13 protein-coding genes are annotated in these 17,218 nt (G+C 40.0%); 1 reads left to right on the top strand and 12 read right to left on the bottom strand.

Features of this window, described 5'->3' with window-relative positions; translation table 11 throughout:
• Nucleotides 1–333: 333 nt before the first annotated feature.
• The 9 genes from murI to hutC form a co-directional block, all read right to left on the bottom strand.
• Nucleotides 334–1,134 carry a glutamate racemase gene (murI, locus tag F931_RS18550; RefSeq protein WP_016142700.1) on the bottom strand — a complete coding sequence of 267 codons (801 nt, stop codon included), beginning with the start codon at nt 1,132–1,134 and terminating at the stop codon, nt 334–336.
• A gap of 115 nt (nt 1,135–1,249) precedes the next feature.
• Nucleotides 1,250–3,076 (bottom strand): DUF885 domain-containing protein, encoded by a 1,827-nt coding sequence (locus tag F931_RS18545; RefSeq protein WP_016142699.1) that lies wholly within the window; start codon nt 3,074–3,076, stop codon nt 1,250–1,252.
• A 252-nt stretch (nt 3,077–3,328) separates the two neighbouring features.
• Nucleotides 3,329–4,249, bottom strand: coding sequence for a formimidoylglutamase (hutG, locus tag F931_RS18540; protein ID WP_025470415.1), 921 nt, complete (start codon nt 4,247–4,249; stop codon nt 3,329–3,331).
• 10 nt (nt 4,250–4,259) lie between these two features.
• Nucleotides 4,260–5,465, bottom strand: a complete 1,206-nt coding sequence (hutI, locus tag F931_RS18535; protein WP_016142697.1) for an imidazolonepropionase — start codon at nt 5,463–5,465, stop codon at nt 4,260–4,262.
• A 51-nt stretch (nt 5,466–5,516) separates the two neighbouring features.
• On the bottom strand, nt 5,517–6,929 hold the full coding sequence (gene proY / locus F931_RS18530) for an amino acid permease (RefSeq protein ID WP_016142696.1): 1,413 nt from the start codon (nt 6,927–6,929) through the stop codon (nt 5,517–5,519).
• A gap of 64 nt (nt 6,930–6,993) precedes the next feature.
• Nucleotides 6,994–8,532, bottom strand: coding sequence for a histidine ammonia-lyase (gene hutH, locus F931_RS18525; RefSeq protein ID WP_000421598.1), 1,539 nt, complete (start codon nt 8,530–8,532; stop codon nt 6,994–6,996).
• Between the two features lie 87 nt (nt 8,533–8,619).
• Nucleotides 8,620–10,287: a urocanate hydratase gene (gene hutU, locus F931_RS18520; protein WP_080648612.1), complete on the bottom strand. Its 1,668-nt coding sequence runs from the start codon at nt 10,285–10,287 to the stop codon at nt 8,620–8,622.
• A gap of 261 nt (nt 10,288–10,548) precedes the next feature.
• Complete coding sequence (locus F931_RS18515) at nt 10,549–11,124, bottom strand: HutD/Ves family protein (RefSeq protein ID WP_016142694.1); 576 nt, start codon at nt 11,122–11,124, stop codon at nt 10,549–10,551.
• Nucleotides 11,121–11,873 carry a histidine utilization repressor gene (gene hutC / locus F931_RS18510; protein WP_016142693.1) on the bottom strand — a complete coding sequence of 251 codons (753 nt, stop codon included), beginning with the start codon at nt 11,871–11,873 and terminating at the stop codon, nt 11,121–11,123. Before hutC ends, F931_RS18515 begins: the two co-directional genes overlap by 4 nt.
• 353 nt (nt 11,874–12,226) lie before the next feature.
• Between hutC and F931_RS18505 the strand changes: the two genes are divergently transcribed.
• A complete protein-coding gene (locus F931_RS18505; protein WP_016142692.1) occupies nt 12,227–13,339 on the top strand; it encodes an acyltransferase family protein in 1,113 nt (370 codons plus the stop codon).
• 35 nt (nt 13,340–13,374) lie between these two features.
• On the opposite strand, the gene zigA is transcribed toward F931_RS18505, so the two are convergent.
• The 3 genes from zigA to F931_RS18490 form a co-directional block, all read right to left on the bottom strand.
• A complete protein-coding gene (zigA, locus tag F931_RS18500) occupies nt 13,375–14,640 on the bottom strand; it encodes a zinc metallochaperone GTPase ZigA (protein ID WP_025470414.1) in 1,266 nt (421 codons plus the stop codon).
• A 148-nt stretch (nt 14,641–14,788) separates the two neighbouring features.
• Nucleotides 14,789–15,469: a D-Ala-D-Ala carboxypeptidase ZrlA gene (locus F931_RS18495; RefSeq protein ID WP_016142690.1), complete on the bottom strand. Its 681-nt coding sequence runs from the start codon at nt 15,467–15,469 to the stop codon at nt 14,789–14,791.
• 165 nt (nt 15,470–15,634) lie between these two features.
• Nucleotides 15,635–17,023, bottom strand: coding sequence for an amino acid permease (locus tag F931_RS18490; RefSeq protein ID WP_016142689.1), 1,389 nt, complete (start codon nt 17,021–17,023; stop codon nt 15,635–15,637).
• Nucleotides 17,024–17,218 lie beyond the last annotated feature (195 nt).

Genomic DNA, 17,218 nt, shown 5'->3' with positions numbered 1-17,218 from the left:
GTTCCACATGGGAAATACTCAGAAAGTATAACCCATTCGCTAGGATACGGTCTGCTAAAACCGACTGGCAATGTAGGCCAGCAACGAAATATTAATCGGTATAATAAAGAACGTCAATTTATTTTAATGAAAAAGTTTAAATATAATAATTTAATTAATGTTTAAATAATATTATCCTTATTTTTATATTTACAGTTTTTAATTAAATTTAAAATATAAAATTGGGTTATATATATTTAGTTAACAAAATAGATTAATCGTTAATTATAATTTAATAGTTTATATAAAAACATAAGATGATAAGCATATACCTCTTATCATCTTTTCTAGAATTTACTTTTCTATAGCTTTTACGGGTAAATGCTTACCTAACAGTGAAAAAGTAACGTCTGCAACTTCCAACGGGTCTGAACTGGTCCAAATAATATGATTTCCCTCATTTGGACTTTCAGAACTTAAATCAAATCTATTTAATTGGCGCATTAAATGTGCGGTAACTGCTTCCGAAGGCTCAATAATTTGGATATCACGACCAACAATTTCCTGAATCGTATCTGAAACAAACGGATAATGTGTGCATCCTAAAATAATCGTATCGACTTTTTGCTCGACCAACGGCGCTAAAATATTTTTTAAATAATCTTTAACTTCCGCTGTATGCGCTTTACCCGTTTCAATTTTTTCGGCTAAGCCAATGCACGGCACTAAAGAGACTTTAATATCTTGCGCATACGTTTCAATTAAACTTTTTAAGTTTTTACCCTTCACCGTAGTGGCTGTTGCCAAAACAGCAATGTGCTTACTTTGTGTGATTGCCACTGCTGGTTTTACCGCTGGTTCTATCGCAATCAGTGGCACATTAATTTGCGCTCTAATGGTTTCAATCGCTACAGCCGTCATGGTGTTACAAGCAATCACGATCGCTTTGCATTTGCCTTGATTAACGAGGTTTGAAATTAAATGCGTGGTTCGTGAAACAATCCAGTCGCTATCCTTATCTCCATAAGGGACATATTTTGAGTCTGCGAAATAGATAATATCTTCATTCGGAAGGGCCTGCCGAATATGCTTAAACAGAGACAGCCCACCTAAACCAGAATCAATCATTCCAATCGGGTTATTCTTCTGGTTCATTATTTTTCCAATTTAAAATTCTAAAAGAAACTATATTTTTCATTATTATATTATGTTTTCTATCCGTTTTTAAATCAGGCCCAACGAGGACCTGACCTAAATTTCAAATTTTGCTTTAAGCTGCCGCTTTTTGTTCCTTAATCCAATTTTTAATACGTGCATCCAATATATTTAAAGGTAATGTGCCTGCATTTAAAACCATGTCATGGAACGCTTTGATATCAAAACGGTCTCCAAGCTCCTGTTTGGCTAGCTCGCGTAGCTCTAAGATTTTTAATTGGCCCATCTTGTAAGCTAATGCTTGTGCAGGAATAGCAATATAGCGGTCTGTCTCTGCCTGAATATCAGGCTCATCTAAAGCTGAGTGTTCTCTCATGAAATCAATCATTTGCTGACGGGTCCATTTTTTATAATGCACACCAGTGTCCACCACTAAGCGACAAGCACGGAACAACTCACTCGAGAGCCTTCCATAATCTGAAAGCGGGTCTTTATAAAAACCCACATCCTTACCCAATTGCTCTGCGTAAAGTGCCCATCCTTCAATGTAGGCGGTGTGGTTGGGTTGCTTTCGGAACATCGGCAAATTTGGTAAGTTTTGGGCAATATCAATCTGCATATGGTGGCCGGGAATTGCTTCATGGTAAGCAGTCGCTTCCATTGATATTTTGGAACGTTCAGAGAAGTCACCAGTATTTACATACACCTGTCCGGGACGTGAACCATCAGGTGTGCCTTGGTGATACTCCGCTCCTGCCGCTTCTTTTTCTCGATATTGCTCTACAGGTAAAACTTCGACTTTATTTTTGGGTAATAAACCAAACAGCTTCGGCAACTCTGGTTGCATTTGGGCAATATACCCGCGATAAATCTCTAAAATTTCTTCACGAGATTTTGGGAAAACGGCTGGATTTGTTTTTAAAGATTGTTGGAAACTTTTTAAGTCATTGAAACCTTGTGCTTTGGCAATTTTCAGCATTTCCGCTTCAATACGAGCAACTTCTTTTAATCCCAATTGATGAATAGTTTCAGGGCTTTCCGAGGTTGTCGTATTGTTTTCTACATAAAAACGATAGAGCTCGTCACCGTTTGGCAAGCTCCATATACCCTCGTGTTGTCGTCCATAGGGTAAGTAATCTTTCTGAATAAACGCGCCGAGTTTTTGATAAGCAGGCCGAACATTCTGGTCTATGGCCTGTAGAATTTCACGACTTAAACGCTCTTGTTCTGCCTTCGAAATGTTGTTTGGAAATTGCTTTAATGGTGAGGCAAAAACACTGTCTTTCCCTGCGGGAGCTGCAATGCTATCAATCTGCTTTGCCACTTTTTCAATTAAATATTTCGGTGGTATCAAGCCATCTTTTTGTCCTTGCTTCGCTAACTGAATCCCTTGATCAAGAATAAGAGGAATTTGTTTTAAACGAGCAATATAGTCTTGATATTGCTTCGCATTATTAAATGGAATCGAACTAATAAATCCCGGAAACTGTAAATGTAGCCCCCACATTTGATTAAAAGGCATCTCATACAATTTCAAATCATAATTTTTAAGAGTCTCTTTCAACTGATAAATCATTAAATCTTTATTTAATTGATCAGTTGCTGAAAATCCTGTGCTATCAATTGCTTCAACACGTTTTAAAAAATTTTGAGTAGTTTTTTTATCTTTCTCAATCTGATTTTTTGAAAATTCGGTCCATCGATTGTTGTAGCGTAAATCTCCTAAAGTCGTTGCAGTTTCAGGATTATTTTTCAAAGTATATTCCCACTGCTCTTGTAAAAGCTGGTTTAAAGCGTTCACCCGAACAGAGACATCACTGTTTTGTTTAGATTGTGATTTTTCGATGGTATTTGTATTTATTTCGGGGGTTGCAGCACCAGAAGAATGAGACATCCAAAATAAAACACTGATACAAGCAAAATGTAAGGTTCTGTTTTTCATTTAATTATCCAGAAATATTTAACGAAGTTTAAAATAAAGACAAAACAAATTACGTGCCAAGCAGCATATAAAATGGTGTAAAAATCGAGTATTTTTTAACTCAATGATTTTATAAATTAATTTTCTTTTTAATTAAATTATTTATAGTTGCTATCTTTATTCCGAATCTGACTTTAATTTATCAGAAAGTCAAAAAAAGAGCACATGAGCGATCTCAGTGCACTTTTTTATTTCTACATTAAAAATTGTTTCTCAAGAAAACAAATATTGATAAACAATATACGCAGCCAGTTTTGCTGTTCGGTTGTCTAAATCAAATTTTGGATTGCACTCGGCAATATCTAGAAGTTTGATTTTTCCAGTCTCCTGAATATGCTTAAAAATTGCTTCAAAAGTAGCTAAATCAATTCCTTTTACAGCAGGTGCACTTACTCCGGGTGCAACCGCGGCAGTAAATACATCAAGGTCGATCGTGATATATAAACAGTCAACTTTTTCAATAAAAGCATCAACTGCCGCAAGCACTTTTGGCAAGTTAAAAATATTAACCTCATGATCTCTTAAATATGAGCAATTTAGTGCATCGGCTGTATTAAACAAAACTTTAGTATTGGCATGGTTAGCAACCCCAATACATAAATAATTAAATTGTTTTTGATGCTGTTCTGAAAGTCGAGCTGCTTGTAAAAAAGGTGTCCCAGAGGTGGCATGCTCTGCTTCACGCAAATCAAAATGGGCATCGAAATTAATAATACCTATTTTTTTATCTGGCGCGTGAGCTTGTACATATTGGAACAGGCCGCTAAAGCTGCCAAATGCAACCTCATGTCCACCGCCTAATACAATCGGTTTTAAACCATTTTTTAAGCTATTTGCGACTTGCTCAGCCAACTCTGTTTGGGCTTGCTCTAAATTGCCATATTCACAGGTCACTGTACCCAAATCGACCATACTGACTGGACGATGAATAGGTAAATTGGCAAGTTGTGTGCGAATTGCATCTGGTGCATCGGCAGCACCGACTCGGCCTTTGTTACGTTTCACGCCTTCATCAGAGCTAAAACCAATCAGAGCAAATTCGGCATGTTGAGTTTTATTCATAATATGGTGAATACGTTGGTGTGCTTCACCCTCGCCATCATGGCGACCTTGCCATTTAAATGTGTGATTCATGTGACACCGTTTAAAAAATAACTTCTTGTCCATGCTGAACGACTCGCTTCGGCAAATCTCCGCCAAGCCAGTAAACAATTTCAGATGGATGCTCAATGTCCCAAGCCACAAAGTCAGCGACTTTACCCTGCTCCAGACTGCCGTGCGTTTGCTCTAAACCGAGTGCTTGTGCGGCATGAATGGTGACACCTGCTAATGCTTGCTCTGGCGTTAAACGGAATAGCGTACTTCCCATATTGAGCATTAAACGTACAGAAAGTGCTGGAGATGTGCCCGGATTTAAATCACTCGACAGCGCAATACGCACGCCATGTTTAATGAGGCTTTCAATCGGTGGATATTGTGTTTCACGTAATAAATAGAAGGCACCCGGCAATAACACAGCAACCGTACCCGACTCTGCCATCGCTTTGACATCATCTTCGGTCATGTACTCTAAATGGTCAGCCGACAAAGCATGATAACGTGCTGCCAAGCTTGAGCCACCTAGCGATGAGAGCTGCTCAGCATGAAGCTTAACGGGTAGACCCAATGATTGTGCCGTTTTAAAAACACGTTCAACCTGAGCTGGTGAAAAGGCTAAATGCTCGCAGAATGCATCAACTGCATCGACTAAACCTTCAGCATGCAGTTTAGGCAGCATTTCTGTACAAATATGCTCGATATAAGCATCGCTTTGATCTTTGTATTCTGGGGGCAGAGCATGAGCAGCTAAACACGTGCTTTTCACCGTCATTGGTAATTTTTCACCAATTTGACGGATCACACTCAACATTTTGCGCTCGTTTTCGTAGTTGAGTCCGTAACCAGACTTAATCTCAATGGTGGTTACACCATCTTGCTGCATACAGCGAATACGTTTAAGTGCTGATTTTAATAGTTGTTCTTCGCTTGCTTCACGCGTTGCACGAACAGTACTGGCAATACCGCCACCGCTTGCTGCAATTTCAGCATAGCTCACGCCTTGTAAGCGCTTTTCAAACTCAACACTACGGTTGCCACCAAATACACTATGCGTATGGCAGTCGATAAACCCTGGGGTTACCCAAGCACCTTTTAAATCAACTGTTTCGGAATATGTGTCGGTAGGAAGTTGTTGTTGTTTTCCAATCCAGTGAATGAGATGCCCTTCTGTGACAATTGCAGCATCTTCAATGTATGAATATTGCCCATTTTGCATGGTCGCAATGTGGCAATTTTGCCAAAGTTTTTTCATTAGCCCTTCCTCAAAACTGCCCAATAGTTCAACCATTGGGCAGTTCATTTGTTAGCTTTCTATCTCAACATTTTGCTGGATAGGATTACTTTCCTTTCCCAAGCTTTGCTCTGGCTTTACCCAAATGCGATAAGCAATTGTTAACAGAGCAAGCCAAGTGATTCCTACATAAATTGCAGGACGTGAATCTGGGAAATACCCCATCATGACTAAAATGAACGCCATAAAACCAATCGCAAATGCAGGTGCATATGGCCAACCCCATACAGGGAAATCCAGTGCCTTAATTTCAGCAGTAGACAACTTACGGCGCATTGCGACTTGCGAAAGTAAAATCATGAGCCACACCCAAACGGTTGCGAAAGTTGCAATCGACGCAATGATCATAAATACATTTTCAGGAATCAGGTAATTCAGTACGACACCAATTAATAGCACACCTGCCATAACCACTACGGTCATCCATGGCACGCCATTACGTGATAATTTCTGAAAAACTCGAGGCGCTTGACCACGGTTTGCCATGCCATAAAGCATACGGCCAGCACCAAACACATCACTATTAATTGCAGAGATCGCAGCTGTTACCACCACCATATTTAAAATATGCGCAGCAGATGGAATTCCTAGATTTTCAAAAATTTGTACAAATGGACTACCTTGGCTACCAATTTGATTCCATGGGAAAATCGACATCAAAACAAAAATGGTCAATACATAGAAAAGTAAAATACGTACTGGAACAGCATTAATCGCTTTTGGCAAAGTTGTTTTCGGGTCTTGTGATTCACCTGCTGTAATACCAATAATTTCGATACCACCGAAAGCAAATACCACCACAGATAAACATGCAACCAAACCTGCAATCCCATGCGGCATAAAGCCATCATAAATCCACAAGTTTTGAATCCCCGGAACTACACTGCTATGGTCAGCATGGAAGCCGTAGAACATTAAGCCTATTCCACCTAAAATCATGGCAACAATCGCACTCACCTTGACAATAGAAAGCCAAAACTCGAGTTCACCAAAGACTTTAACGTGAATCAGGTTAATTGCACCCAAGAACATAATCAGGGATAAAATCCAGATCCACCGTGGTACATCGGGATACCAAAACCCCATATAAATACCAAAAGCAGTCACATCGGCAATTGCAACAATCACCATTTCAAAGACATAAGTCCAGCCTGTCGTAAAGCCAGCCAAAGGACCAATGTACTGTGATGCATAGTGGCTGAATGAGCCAGAGACGGGATTATGGACAGCCATTTCACCCAATGCGCGCATAACGATATAAATTGCAATCCCTGCAACGATATACGCAAGTAAAACTGAAGGCCCTGCCATTTTAATGGCAGTTGCCGAACCATAGAAAAGCCCAGTTCCAATTGCTGAGCCCAATGCCAAGAAACGAATATGGCGGGTGTTTAAACCCCGCTGTAGTGTGGAGTTTTGTGACATTATAATCTCCAATCCTTGAGGATATTTAGTTAGATTCGGCCACTCCATGTGACCGTTTTATCAATCACACTTCAGATAAACTAGGGAGTAGTTTTGGAATAATTAACTCGTTTAGGCAGCCGCTTGAGAGTAATTCACTTGCTTGCTCAATATCAGGAGCAAAGAAACGGTCTTCACTGTAGTAAGGCACTTGAGCGCGCAAGATTTTACGAGCTTGTTCAAGTTTAGGCGAGCTTTTTAAGCCTTCACGGAAGTCTAGACCCTGACAAGCGCCTAACCATTCAACAGCTAAAATGCCACGGACGTTGTCAGCCATATACCAAAGACGTTTACCCGCATTCGGAGCCATTGATACATGGTCTTCCTGATTCGCTGAAGTTGGCAAGCTATCAACACTTGCAGGATGTGCAAGTGCCTTGTTGTCACTCGCAAGCGCAGCAGCGGTCACTTGAGCAATCATAAAGCCTGAGTTCACACCACCATTTGCCACCAAGAACGGTGGAAGCTGTGACATGTGGCGGTCCATCATCATTGAAATACGACGTTCAGACAGTGAACCAATTTCTGCAATGGCCAATGCTAAATTATCTGCTGCCATTGCTACAGGTTCTGCATGGAAGTTACCACCAGAAATCACATCACCTTGTTCAGCAAAAACAAGCGGGTTATCCGATACAGCATTCGCTTCAATTTCTAAAACTTCAGCAGCCTGACGGATTTGGGTTAAACAAGCGCCCATTACCTGTGGTTGGCAACGTAAAGAGTATGGGTCTTGAACTTTGCTACAGTCTTCGTGTGAATGTGCAATTTCACTCGAATCAGTCAATAGATCACGATAAGCCGCAGCCACATCAATTTGACCACGTTGACCACGTACTTCGTGAATGCGCGCATCGAATGGTGCACGTGAACCTAGCATTGCTTCAACGCTTAAGCCACCACAAACCGTTGCAGCTGCAAATAAATCTTCAGCTTCAAATAAACCACGTAAAGCATAAGCGGTTGAAACTTGTGTACCGTTTAAAAGTGCTAAACCTTCTTTAGCTGCTAAAGAAATCGGTTCTAAACCTGCAACTTTTAAAGCTTCAACTGCTGGTAACCATTCACCCTTATAACGCGCTTTACCTTCACCAAGTAACACTAAAGACATGTGTGCAAGTGGTGCCAAGTCACCTGAAGCCCCTACTGAACCTTTTAGTGGAATGTGTGGGTAAACTTCGGCATTAATTAAAGCCAACAAAGCATCAATCACTTTACGACGAATACCAGAGAAACCACGCGCCAAACTATTTGCTTTTAATAGAATAATTAGACGAACCATTGCATCATCAAGTGCTTCACCAACACCTGCGGCATGCGAAAGAACCAATGAACGTTGTAACTTTTCTAAATCTTCAGGAGCAATTTTGGTTGAAGCAAGTAAGCCAAAGCCCGTGTTAATACCGTAAGCTGTACGTCCTTCATTTACAATTTTCTCAACGCAAGCCACGCTTGCATTAATTGCAGATGAAGCACTTTCATCTAATTTAACTTTGATCGGATTGAGGTACGCTTGACGTAAATCGGCTAAGGTCAGTTTTCCCGGTTGGATCAATAATTCCATGTTGGCTTCCTAATTTTTTGCACTATATTCTGCTGAGACGGTGCTTTTCACAATTGCAAAAAGCACCGCCAGTTCTTCCGTGTATTTTTATTGCGTGATCATTGGCAAGTGTAGGCCTTGCTCTTTCGCACAGTTAATCGCAATTTCATAACCTGCATCGGCATGACGCATAACACCTGTTGCAGGGTCATTGGTCAGTACGCGCGCAATACGTGCAGCAGCTTCATCTGTACCATCACACACAATCACAACGCCTGAGTGTTGAGAGAAGCCCATACCTACACCGCCACCGTGATGTAAAGACACCCAAGTTGCGCCGCCCGCTGTATTTAACAATGCGTTTAATAAAGGCCAGTCTGATACTGCATCAGATCCGTCTTGCATTGCTTCAGTTTCACGGTTTGGACTTGCAACCGAACCTGAGTCTAAATGGTCACGACCAATCACAACTGGAGCTGATAATTCACCGCTACGAACCATTTCGTTAAATGCCAAACCAAGTTTTGCACGTAAGCCTAGACCAACCCAACAAATACGCGCTGGTAAGCCTTGGAAGCTAATGCGTTCACGAGCCATGTCTAACCAGTGATGTAAATGTTCATCATCAGGAATTAATTCTTTAACTTTGGCATCTGTTTTATAAATATCTTCTGGGTCACCAGACAACGCTGCCCAGCGGAATGGACCAATACCGCGACAGAACAATGGACGGATGTATGCAGGTACGAAACCAGGGAAATCAAAAGCGTTTGCTACACCTTCATCTTTTGCCATTTGGCGGATGTTGTTGCCGTAGTCAAATGTTGGAACACCCATTTTTTGGAAATCGAGCATCGCTTGTACGTGCTTCGCCATCGACTGTTTTGCAGCTTTTACAACAGCTTCTGGTTCAGTTTTTGCACGTTCACGGTATTCATCCCAAGTCCAACCTACTGGTAAATAGCCATTGAGTGGATCGTGTGCACTTGTTTGGTCAGTCACCATGTCTGGACGTACACCACGGCGAACAAGCTCAGGTAAAATTTCAGCAGCGTTACCATGAAGCGCAATTGAAATTGCTTTGCCTTCTTTTGTATAGCGGTCAATACGCGCTAAAGCGTCATCTAAATCAGTTGCTTGTTCGTCTACATAACGGGTACGTAAACGGAAATCGATACTTGCTTGTTGGCATTCAATGTTTAAAGAACATGCACCTGCAAGTGTTGCAGCTAAAGGCTGAGCACCACCCATACCACCTAAACCGGCAGTAAGTACCCAACGGCCTTTTAAGTCACCGTTGTAGTGTTGGCGGCCTGCTTCAACGAAAGTTTCATAAGTACCTTGTACAATGCCTTGGCTACCGATGTAGATCCATGAACCTGCTGTCATTTGACCGTACATTGCAAGTGCTTTTGCGTCTAACTCGTTGAAGTGTTCCCAGTTTGCCCAGTGCGGTACAAGGTTTGAGTTTGCAATTAAAACACGAGGTGCATCTTTATGAGTTTTAAATACACCTACTGGTTTGCCTGATTGAACTAATAAAGTTTCATCAGTTTCAAGATTTTTTAAAGTATCTACAATTTTGTCGAAACATTCCCAGTTTCGTGCTGCACGGCCAATACCACCGTATACAACCAACTCTTTCGGGTTTTCTGCAACGTCCGGATCAAGGTTATTCATCAACATACGTAATGGAGCTTCAGTTAACCAACTTTTAGCCGTCAATTCAGTGCCGCGTGGCGCACGAATTTCTACATCACGAAATTTTGTTGTCATTGTTGTCACAGGCGGACTCCTTCCTTTGAGCTTACATCAGCAGAACATCACTTGTTTCTGCATTTGTATAGTAATGTATTAACTTGTATATACATCCATATACTACACAAATATTTTTCGGCGTGAAGAGGGTTACTCATATTTTTTTAAAAAAATTGAATAAACTTATGAATTAAATTAATTTATTTTTATAACTGGCATAAAAAAAGCACATGCCTTTTCACTAGACATGTGCTTTTGAATAAGCAAATTATTTAAGTTTTAACGTTGAATTAGCTCAATAACATAACAACTTTTTGCCTGAATTTGAGTAAAATGAACCGATGTTACCCCAGTATTTTTTTCAATTTTTAAAGTCTCATGGGCAGCAATTTCAAAGGAATGCTCATCAACGTTCACTTGTGTCTCACCACCCTGATTAAAGATAAAAATTAGATCTGCCGAGCTAATAAATGTCTGCTCCGCTGCCTCATTCAACCACTGAAAACGAGCATAAAACTTTGCTGGATCATAAATTAAATTTAAATCTCGAATTGCACCGTCTACCAGTTCACTTTGGATCTGACTCTCACCATGAAAAGCAAAAGTATCACCTTGGTTCAGCTTTTTGGCAGGTAAATCATCGACATGCAAAATCATACCCTGTCCATCGAGTACGCTAATAATGCGCTGCTTATTTGGAAATAGCGAAAATGGCCCGGAAGTAGTTACATCTGCCATTGAAATGCGCCAATCGAAGTCAGCCTCACCTTGGCTTCTGGCAATTTCTAAAGTGAAACCCGCACCATTTTTCCAAAGCATTTTTGTATATTGATCGGCCCTGATCAATTCAATCATGGATTAAATTTCCCTTCGAGATAATAGCGGCTGCCCGGATAGATCAAACGTGCACTTGAAATGAGTTGTTTATTTGACCATGTACGGCGACGGATGAGTAAACATGGTTCAGCTTTGGTGATCTTCAACCACTTGCACTCTTGAGCAGATGCTAAAACGGCCTCGACAATATGCTCGCCTTCTGTCACAGGCGCTTTTGCCATGAGGTAAGCATTAGGCGTAATCGTTTTAAAATCTTGTTCTAAATAATCTGGAATCAGTGCTGCATCAACTAAACGATCTTCGACCTGAACAGGTACATCATTTTCATAATGCACAATAATCGAGTGAAATAATCTTTGCCCTTCGCGAGTCTGCATTAACACGCTTTGCTCTGCATTTGCATAAATTTGTTCTAAGACTAAAACTTCAGCGTGGTGCTTATGGTTTCGTGCAATAATCTCATCGGCGATATTATTAATCTGAAAAAGTGCAGTACGGCCCTGTCCTTCGGCTACGAAAGAACCAACGCCCTGAATTCGCACAAGCAAGCCCTCAGTGGTTAACTCACGTAGCGCACGGTTTACCGTCATACGGCTACAGCCGAGTTGATTAACGAGTTCACTTTCCGAAGGAATTTTTTTATTTACAGCCCACGAGCCTTCATAAATTTTTTGTGAAATTAGCTGTTTGACGCGTTGATATAAAGGAACTGGACTATCAGCTTCAATCGAAAGCTCAGCATGTTCTTGTTTTGATGTTCTGGGCATAACAAATACTCAAAAAGGCGGCAGGCAAAAAAGTATTTTAGTTGACATGCTATGTATATACAACTACATACAACATGTTAATTGATGAATTAAATAGCTTTTAAAAAGTTTAAAAAATAAACATAGCTCAATAAGAGCTAATTTAAAGTTTTATGTAGAGAAATTCAAATATATTAGGCTTTTATCAATATTTATTTAATAGTTATTTCTGCTAAGACTATGCTCAATTCAAGGATGTAAAAAGTATCATCTTTTCTAATTTACGAAACGCTGCTTAAAATTTTTATTTAAAATAACTGATCGATAGTATTCTTCTGCCACACAGTATATTAATAAAACTGGAAGCACATCGAATGCGTAATTATAAAATAGATATTCTCCGAGGAATTTCTATCCTTTTGGTTCTTTTACATCATTTTAATATTCCCTATAAACTTAAAGACACATGGTTAGGTTTTGATTTCTTAGGTGAAGCATTTAGCACAGTCATCGCAAGAAATGGAAATTATGGCGTCACCATGTTTTTTGTGATTTCGGGTTTTTTAATTACCCATCACACTTTAAAAAGAGATAAACAATTTTCCGCAATTAACCTCAAGCATTTTTATATCCGGCGGGCAGCACGTATTTTACCGTGTCTGGTATTACTCATTTTAGGGGTAAGTCTACTTGGGTCATTTGATTTAAAACCCTTTATGAACCAAGCCCCGAATGGTATTGAGGTCTCTTATCCATTAACAATTTTTGCAGCTTTAACCTTCTGGATGAATATCCTGATTATTAAATTTGGTTGGGTAAACTATGCTTTAGGCGTGTTGTGGTCGCTCTCTGTAGAAGAAGTTTTTTACTTTGTTTTTCCATTATTATGTCTACTTACGCGTAGTAATAAGGTCTTTGTTGCTGTACTTGTTGGTGTAATTTTATATGGGCCTTATTTTAGGTCTCTCCATTTTGGAGAAGAAAGCGGCGCTTATTTATATCATTATTTTTCAAGTTTTGATGGTATAGCGGTGGGCTGTTTAACGGCGATTTTTTCTCATAAATATCAGCCAAACTGGACCTATAAAAAACCTCTTTCATGGCTAATTATTTTGAGTATGACCGCTCTATATTTATATGCGCCCATTAAAGAAGTCAGTACATGGGGTATTAGCTTATTTGCTCTTGCCACAGGTTTACTCATTCTGTGTTTCCAATATCCTTCCGAAACACAAGCACATAGTCTATTTACCAAAGTCATGGTCTGGTTGGGGCAAAGGAGTTATGAAACTTATTTGTTTCATCTGGTTGTGCTGGGCCTTATGAAGGTTGCTTTTATTCCAGCCCAAACCGACTCTAGCATTAAAATTATGCTTTTAATTGGCTATTTAGTTCTGACTTTTATCATTAGCGCAGCAATTGAAAAATACTATTCCACCCCACTTAACAGCTATATTCGAAAGGTTTTTATTAAAGATAAATCATAAAAATAAAGCCCCTTTAAAATAGGGGCTTTATTTTATTAAGCGATCAACATCGTTTCATCATCTTGCTTAAAAGGATTAGACCAGCTCTGCCAAGCTTGTGGTCCTAAAGCCATTTCTTCATCATTTAACAAGCAACGATCTAAACGTTGTATTAAGGCTTGCTCATCCATTTGCATACCAATTAAAACCAGTTCCTGACGTGCATCACCTGTGCGGGCATCCCAGTTTTTCTTAATTTCTTCAATACTGGCTAGGTCACTCGGCCAGTCTTCTTCTGCAACGGCCGCCCACCAGTAACCTGCTAAGCCGTGGCGAGCCATTGCTCCCGCTTGTGACCATGAATAAGCTAATGTCGGTTCAGCAGCCAACCAGAAAAAGCCTTTAGAACGGACGACACCCGGCCATTCAGACTGTACTAAATCATAAAAACGTTCTGGGTGAAAAGGTCGGCGGGCACGGTAAACAAAGCTACTGATTCCATACTCTTCAGTCTCTGGCGTATGCTCGCCGCGTAACTCTTTTAGCCAGCCCGCTGCTTGTGCGGCTTCATCAAAATCAAATAGCTGTGTATTTAAAATTTTATTTAAGGCAATCTTTCCAAATTGAGCAATTTCAATTCGGGCACGCGGATTGAGAGTTTTTAAAATTGCGATGAGTTGGTCTTGCTGAGCTTGGTCAATCAGGTCAATTTTATTCAGCACAATTACATCACAAAACTCAATCTGATCAATAAGCAAGTCGACCACAGTTCGCTCATCTTGCTCGCCTAATGATTCACCACGTTGTTGCAGGGAGTCGATTGAACTGTAATCTTTAAGAAAGTTAAAAGCATCGACTACCGTGACCATGGTGTCGAGTCGAGCGAATTCATTTAGAGAGTTTCCGTCTTCATCTTCAAAGGTAAAGGTTTCTGCCACAGGTAAAGGTTCAGAAATGCCAGTAGACTCAATTACTAATTGGTCAAAGCGTCCTTCATCGGCTAAGCGTTTAACCTCAACCAATAAATCTTCGCGTAACGTACAACAGATACAGCCATTACTCATTTCAACCAGTTTTTCATCTGTTCTTGAAAGCTCTGCTCCACCTTCGCGTACTAATGCCGCATCAATATTTACCTCAGACATATCATTGACAATCACGGCAATACGGCGGCCTTCGCGATTATTTAAAATATGGTTGAGTAATGTGGTCTTTCCTGCACCCAAAAAGCCTGACAAAACAGTGACTGGAAGCTTGGCAAATGAGTTGGCGATTGCAGTGTGCATGGCTTGATCTCTTTGAATAATCTTTAAACTGATCATGGCTGGCCATTTAAGTATGACCAGATCACAGGCGTAATCTATTTCTAAACCACATTAATGTTATGTTATAACATAACTATTGATCAAGTTTTTATTCCAATTTTATTTAAGCTAACACTCTTAGTATTTGAAAAAATTGCTTTTATAGTTACTGACAAATTGAGGTTCTATAGTGATGGTCAGGTCCCCATGAACGGAACCCTTGGCTATCAATATGAATTTGTCCTGAAGCATAAACACCCAGACCCATATTAAAAGCTTGGCCCTTTGTTTCCCAGAACTGACACAGTTTGGTTTTGGTTTGTTGAATATTAAACTGGTCTAAATCACTCGGCTGTTCTGGGCCAATTCTAAAATCAAGTGCTGCATTAAAGACATGTCGGGAAGCATCCGCACCACCTGCACAGCGGTTTAAAGATAAAGCACGGTAGACCGAAGTTACTTCAAAATCATTAATCACGCCATCATCAACCAATGCTTTTAAAATGCTAAGTGTCGGAACAATATTGGACCAAATCTCGCGTGGCGGCACCGCATACGGTTCAACTCCACATTTTTGCCAGTCTCGAGCTGAACGTAATAACTCATGATCTGGAACTAAATCGGCAAGACCCTTTTGCTTAAGAAATTGCTTATAAGCTTGTACAGACTGTCCATGATCTGCAGTTGCGATCCAAGCAACATAATCTTCGGGTTGAGGCTTTATTCTGATCACTGGTTTTGTAGGTTGAGGTAAAGAGGTCTGGGTGTGCAGAGGAATTGTTGGCTTGGGAGTTTGAGTACTACACGCTGTGAGAGATAAAAAAAGTAAACCTAAATAACGCTTCATAAATATGCTCTATCTTCACCAAAAATGGGAAAATTGCTCAACATTAAATTAACGAAATGTTATATTATAACAATAATAAAATCCTTTAATTTCTGTTGCTAAATTTTAAAAATAAAAAAGGACGTCTCTCGAACGTCCTTTTTTTAAATACAACTCAATAATTTATTAAATATCTGCTTCTAAAGCGCGTATAGACTGCTCAGCTTTTAATTTCCGACGTTTAAATTGATAAGCCACCATCAAACACAAAATCCAGCCAGGAATCATCATGACCGCAACACGCATATCTGGTGTTAAAGACATCACAATTAAAATGCCCAACATAAATACGATGCATAAATAGTTGCTAAACGGATACATAAAGCTTGGGAACTTGGTTGTTTGTCCTTGGCGCTGCATATATTTGCGGAATTTTAAATGCGTCCATGAAATGACTACCCAGTTAATCACAATCGCTGCAACCACCAGCATCATCAGTAAACCAAATGCTTTTTCAGGGAAAATATAGTTTAACAGGACACATAAAATAGTGACTGCCGCAGAAAGGATCACTGCGTTGGTTGGAATACCGCGTTTATTAATACGTGCAAATACTTTTGGTGCATTTCCTTGTTGTGCAAGGCCCAATAGCATACGGCTACTGCAATAACTTGTGCCGTTATAAACTGAAACTGCTGCTGTCAAAATGACAAAGTTCAATAACGTTGCGATGCCTTGGCTGTCTAAAGAAGCAAAAACCATCACAAATGGGCTTCCGCCTTGTGCCATTTGATTCCATGGGAATAGCGAGAATAAAACAAAAAGTGTCGCAATATAGAAAATCAAAATACGGTAAATAATTTGATTCACAGCTTTAGGTAAAGTTTTATCAGGCTCACGTGCTTCAGCCGCAGTAATACCGAACAGCTCAATACCACCAAAAGCAAAAATAATGACTGCCATTGCCATGACTAAGCCTTCAACACCAAACGGGAAGAAACCACCAAGTGCCCAGAGGTTCGAAATGCTTGCCTGTGGACCTGCTGTGCCTGTTGCAAGTAGATATGAACCAAAGCCAATCATTGCAAGAATCGCCAAGATTTTGACAATAGAAAACCAAAATTCCATTTCGCCAAAAAACTTAACGTGTAGCAGATTAATGCCATTAATTAAGACAAAGAAGGTTAAAGCAGATGCCCACGTCGGAATTTGCGGCCACCAATATTGTATGTAAAGACCAATTGCACTGAGTTCTGCCATGCAGACGAGGACATTGAGTACCCAATAGTTCCAACCTGACATGAACCCGGCAAATGGTCCCCAATATTTGTAGGCAAAATGACTAAAAGAACCACTCACTGGCTCTTCAACCACCATTTCACCAAGCTGGCGCATCATTAAAAAAGCAATAAATCCTGCAATGGCATAACCGAGGATGACCGATGGACCTGCTAATTTAATCGATTGTGATATACCAAGAAAAAGCCCTGTGCCAATCGCCCCACCCAATGCAATAAGCTGGATGTGCCGATTACTCAAACCATGTTTCAGGTTTCCTTGCTCTTGTGCTGACATATGATTATTCTCATCCGTGTCACGTAATTTTTTTCCAATAAATTACGTATATCATAAATTGATCAAACTTTCATAGAGATTGATGAAAAAATAATTGCGTGACTTTTCTCAAGAACGCGAATGAAAACAGAAAATACAAGAAATGACAATTATTATGAAATGTGTAATTAAATTATGTATTGCGTAATTTCATGA

It is taken from the genome of Acinetobacter pittii ANC 4050 (genome assembly GCF_000399685.1).
GTDB lineage: Bacteria > Pseudomonadota > Gammaproteobacteria > Pseudomonadales > Moraxellaceae > Acinetobacter > Acinetobacter pittii_E.
Note: the sequence above shows the minus strand (reverse complement) of the source record. Positions and strands in the feature narration are given on the sequence as shown.

Excerpts from the sequence above, each read along its gene's own strand:
- murI (WP_016142700.1), bottom strand. The coding sequence starts at position 1,134 with ATGAACCAGAAGAATAACCCGATTGGAATGATTGATTCTGGTTTAGGT.
- F931_RS18545 (WP_016142699.1), bottom strand. The coding sequence starts at position 3,076 with ATGAAAAACAGAACCTTACATTTTGCTTGTATCAGTGTTTTATTTTGG.
- hutG (WP_025470415.1), bottom strand. The coding sequence starts at position 4,249 with ATGAATCACACATTTAAATGGCAAGGTCGCCATGATGGCGAGGGTGAA.
- hutI (WP_016142697.1), bottom strand. The coding sequence starts at position 5,465 with ATGAAAAAACTTTGGCAAAATTGCCACATTGCGACCATGCAAAATGGG.
- proY (WP_016142696.1), bottom strand. The coding sequence starts at position 6,929 with ATGTCACAAAACTCCACACTACAGCGGGGTTTAAACACCCGCCATATT.
- hutH (WP_000421598.1), bottom strand. The coding sequence starts at position 8,532 with ATGGAATTATTGATCCAACCGGGAAAACTGACCTTAGCCGATTTACGT.
- hutU (WP_080648612.1), bottom strand. The coding sequence starts at position 10,287 with ATGACAACAAAATTTCGTGATGTAGAAATTCGTGCGCCACGCGGCACT.
- F931_RS18515 (WP_016142694.1), bottom strand. The coding sequence starts at position 11,124 with ATGATTGAATTGATCAGGGCCGATCAATATACAAAAATGCTTTGGAAA.
- hutC (WP_016142693.1), bottom strand. The coding sequence starts at position 11,873 with ATGCCCAGAACATCAAAACAAGAACATGCTGAGCTTTCGATTGAAGCT.
- F931_RS18505 (WP_016142692.1), top strand. The coding sequence starts at position 12,227 with ATGCGTAATTATAAAATAGATATTCTCCGAGGAATTTCTATCCTTTTG.
- zigA (WP_025470414.1), bottom strand. The coding sequence starts at position 14,640 with ATGATCAGTTTAAAGATTATTCAAAGAGATCAAGCCATGCACACTGCA.
- F931_RS18495 (WP_016142690.1), bottom strand. The coding sequence starts at position 15,469 with ATGAAGCGTTATTTAGGTTTACTTTTTTTATCTCTCACAGCGTGTAGT.
- F931_RS18490 (WP_016142689.1), bottom strand. The coding sequence starts at position 17,023 with ATGTCAGCACAAGAGCAAGGAAACCTGAAACATGGTTTGAGTAATCGG.